This is a genomic window from Streptomyces flavofungini, assembly GCF_041028215.1.
Lineage (GTDB): Bacteria > Actinomycetota > Actinomycetes > Streptomycetales > Streptomycetaceae > Streptomyces > Streptomyces flavofungini_B.
On the sequence record NZ_JASKYR010000805.1, the window covers coordinates 1 to 3,492 of the forward strand.

At 75.8% G+C, this 3,492-nt stretch carries 4 protein-coding genes; 2 read left to right on the forward strand and 2 right to left on the reverse strand.

Annotated features, from left to right (window positions below; genetic code table 11):
• Positions 1 to 422: ANTAR domain-containing protein (locus tag AB8Z36_RS34730; protein WP_369217369.1), on the forward strand; the 422-nt coding region annotated here is incomplete at its 5' end.
• 267 nt (positions 423 to 689) lie between these two features.
• Here AB8Z36_RS34730 and AB8Z36_RS34735 read toward each other — a convergent pair.
• Together AB8Z36_RS34735 and AB8Z36_RS34740 are read right to left on the reverse strand one after the other, a co-directional pair.
• Positions 690 to 905: a hypothetical protein gene (locus AB8Z36_RS34735; protein ID WP_369217370.1), complete on the reverse strand. Its 216-nt coding sequence runs from the start codon at positions 903 to 905 to the stop codon at positions 690 to 692.
• Positions 906 to 1,020: 115 nt separating this feature from the next.
• Complete coding sequence (locus tag AB8Z36_RS34740; protein WP_369217371.1) at positions 1,021 to 2,235, reverse strand: MFS transporter; 1,215 nt, start codon at positions 2,233 to 2,235, stop codon at positions 1,021 to 1,023.
• A gap of 139 nt (positions 2,236 to 2,374) precedes the next feature.
• On the opposite strand from AB8Z36_RS34740, the gene AB8Z36_RS34745 reads away from it, so the two are divergent.
• A partial coding sequence (locus AB8Z36_RS34745; protein WP_369217372.1) for an AfsR/SARP family transcriptional regulator occupies positions 2,375 to 3,492 on the forward strand: 1,118 nt, incomplete at its 3' end.

Sequence of the window (3,492 nt, forward strand, 5' to 3'; positions counted from 1 at the left end):
GGCCGCGCTGGTCCCCGCGCGCCGTCGGCCTCGGCTACCGCTGCGTGGCCGCCCTTCCGCTGCGCGGGCACAGCCGTACCAGCGGTGTGCTGCTGCTGCTCACCTCGGACGTGGCGGGGTTGAGCGAGGAGGCGATGACGCTGGGCCAGTCGATGGCCGACTTCACCGCCGTCGCCCTGGAGCAGGCGTGCGAGGCCGAGGAGATCCGGGCGCTCGCCGCCCAGCTCGAAACGGCGCTGACCAGCCGCGTCGTCATCGAACAGGCCACGGGCGTGATCGCGGCCCGCAAGTCGCTGCCGATGAGCGATGCCTTCGGCCTGCTGCGCACGTACGCCCGCTCCCGACGGCGGATCCTGCGCGAGGTGGCCAGCGAGGTGGTCGAGGGCCTGGACGCGCCCGAACTGATGGACCCGGTGTCCTGACGCCGGGGGCCTGTGGCGCGGCGGCGGGCTCGGGTGCTCGTCTCGCCAGGGACGGCGGCGGACTCAGGCGCTCGTGTCGCCGGGATCGGYGCCGGGCTCAGGTGCTCGTCTCGCCAGGGACGGCGGCAGGCTCAGGCGCCCGTGTCGCCGGGATCGGCGCCGGGCTCAGGTGCTCGTCTCGCCAGGGACGGCGGCGGACTCAGGCGCCCGTGTCGCCGGGGACGGCGGCGGACTCAGGTGCTCGTCTCGCCAGGGACGGCGGCAGGCTCAGGTGCTCGTGTCGCCGGGGTCGGCGGAGTTCGTGCCGCCGCTCCTGCGGCCGCCCGACTTCGTGGCCGACGAGGCGAGTTCGGCCGCGACGGTGGTGGCCTTGGCCACGCCCCTGACCCAGCGCGGGCCGCCCCGCGCCGCCCATATGACGGCGCCCAGGCCCGCCGCAGCGATCAGCACCGCGATGCCGAGCAGCAGCACCATCATCGTCATCCCACCCCACCTGGTACGGGTCCCCTCGCGAGGCCCTTCGTACGGGGCCCCGATTGTCGCAGACCCGTGGGCAGGGCTTCACCCGTCGTGCGTCAACAAGGGTGCGGGCAGGCGGTCATGAGGTGCCGCCCGGCCGCCGCAACGGGAATCCGTGCGTGCGGGCGACCGCCACGACGGCCAGTACCGGCACCAGGAGCGGCAGGATCGTCCAGGGCAGGGACGCCGTGCCCGCCAGGCCGAGGAGGACGCCGCCGAGGACGCCGCCGCCCGCCATGGCGATGTTCCACAGGGTGACGAGCATGGCCTGGGCGGCGTCCGCCGCGTCGCCGCCCGCGTCGCCCGCGGCGGTCTGGAGCAGGGTCGGGGCGCCGCCCCAGCCGAGGCCCCAGAGGACCACGGCCGCGTACACGAGCGCGGGAGTGCCGGAGAAGGCGGCGAGCACGGCCGCCGCGGTGCCGACCAGGATCACGGCGGCGAGGGTGAGCGTGCGGAGCCTGCGGTGGATCAGGGCCCCGGTGATCCAGACGCTCGCGAGGGAGGCGGCGCCGAAGACCAGCAGCACGAGATCCGTCCGGCCGCCCATGCCGAGGCCGTCGAGGTAGGCGGCGACGTAGGTGTAGAGCACGGTGTGGGCGAGGACGAAGACGAGGGTGACGAAGAGGACGGGCGGCACGCCGGGCACCCGCAGCGCCCCCAGCATCGGTGTCCTGGCGCCGCGCGGCTGCCCGGCGAAGTCCGGTACGAGCGCGGCGATCCAGCCGAGGAGCACCACCGTCAGGCCGGTCATGGCGAGGAACGCCGCCTGCCAGCTCAGCACCTTCCCCAGGAACGTGCCGGCCGGGACGCCGAGCGAGAGCGCCACGGGGATGCCCGCCATGGCGACGGCGATCGCCTTGCCCTGGAGGTGTGCGGGCGCCATGCGGCGGGCGTACCCGGCGAGCAGCGCCCAGGCGAGTCCGGCGGCGACCCCCGCGACGAACCGGGCCGCCATGGTGAGCGTGTAGTCGCCCGACAGGGCCGTGACGGTGTTGGCGGCGGCGAACCCCGCCATCGCCGTGAGCAGCAGCCGCTTGCGCCGCCACGCGGCCGTGGCGGCGGTAAGGGGGAGCGCGGTGAGGGCGGTGCCGATCGCGTAGACGGTCACGGTCTGGCCCGCGGCGGACTCGCCGACGCCGAGGTCGGCGCTCATCCCGGGCAGCAGTCCCGCGGGCAGCGTCTCGGTCAGGCTGGTGATGAACACGGCGGTGGCCAGGGCGAGCAGCGCCGCGAGCGGCAGCTTCTGCCGGGGGGTGGTGGTGCCGGGAGCGGCGACGGCCTCAGCGGTGGGCATGGAGGGTCCTTTCGGTACGGGCCCCCGGGGGACAGTCGGGGGGCGCCGCAGATCGTGCTGGTAGGTGCTTCGGGTCCGCTGACGATCCGCTGACGGTTTTTCGGACACCGCAGGTGGGAGGCGTGTGTACGGTGATCGCATGCGGTTCGGGGTGCTCGGTCCACTGACGGTGCGGGACGGCGGCGGGGAGCCGGTGAAAGTGCCGGAGGCGAAGGTCAGGGCGCTGCTCGCCGACCTCCTGGTGCACGAGGGACGGCCGGTCTCCGCCGACCGGCTCATCGACGACCTCTGGGGCGAGGCTCCCCCGGGCAAACCGGCGGGCGCCCTCCAGGCCAAGGTCTCCCAGCTCCGCCGCGCCCTCGGCCGCGACCGCGTGCCGCACGAGCCGTCCGGCTACCGGCTGCGCATCGACGCGGACGCCGGTGACGAGGTCGACGCGGTGCGCTTCCAGGCACTGGTGAAGCGGGCGCACGCCGAGCCGTACCCGCGTGCCCGCGCGGAACTCCTCGCCGCCGCCCTTGAGTTGTGGCGCGGGCCCGCGTACGCCGACTTCGCCGACGAGGAGTTCGTACGGGCGGCGGCCCACCGCCTGGCCGAGCAGCGCCTCTCCGTCGTCGAGGACCACGCCGAGGCCCGCCTGGCCGCCGGTGACCACGCGCTGCTCACGGGCGAGCTCGCGGACCTGGCGGCGCGGCACCCGCTGCGGGAGCGCCTGCGCGCGGTGCAGATGCGCGCCCTGTACGCGACGGGCCGCCAGAGCGAGGCCCTCGACGTCTACGCGCGGCTCCGCGAGCACTTGGCGGAGGAGCTCGGTCTCGCCCCCGGCCCGGAGCTGACGGAGCTGCACGGCGCGATCCTGCGCCAGGAGCCCCGGCTGACGCCGCCGGTTGCGGGCGGGGGCGTCGTGCGCTCGCGGGGGCGGCTGCCCGCCGCGATCACCGGCCTCGTCGGGCGTGCCGCCGACGTCGACGAGGTCATCCGGCTGCTCGCCGGGGCCCGGCTCGTGACGCTCACCGGTCCGGGCGGAGTCGGCAAGACCCGCCTCGCCTCTGAGGCGGCCGGGCGGCTCGCCGGAGGTGCTGTGGACGGGCGGCTCGCCGGAGGTGCTGTGGAGGGTGCCGGGGCGTGCCGGTTCGCCGATGGGGTGTGGTGCGTCGAGTTCGCCGGGCGGCAGCCCGAGGGTGGGGTCGCCGGGCTGGCCCAGGCCGTCGCGGGCGCCCTCGGGCTGCGGGACGACGCGCCCGCGACGGCCTGGGC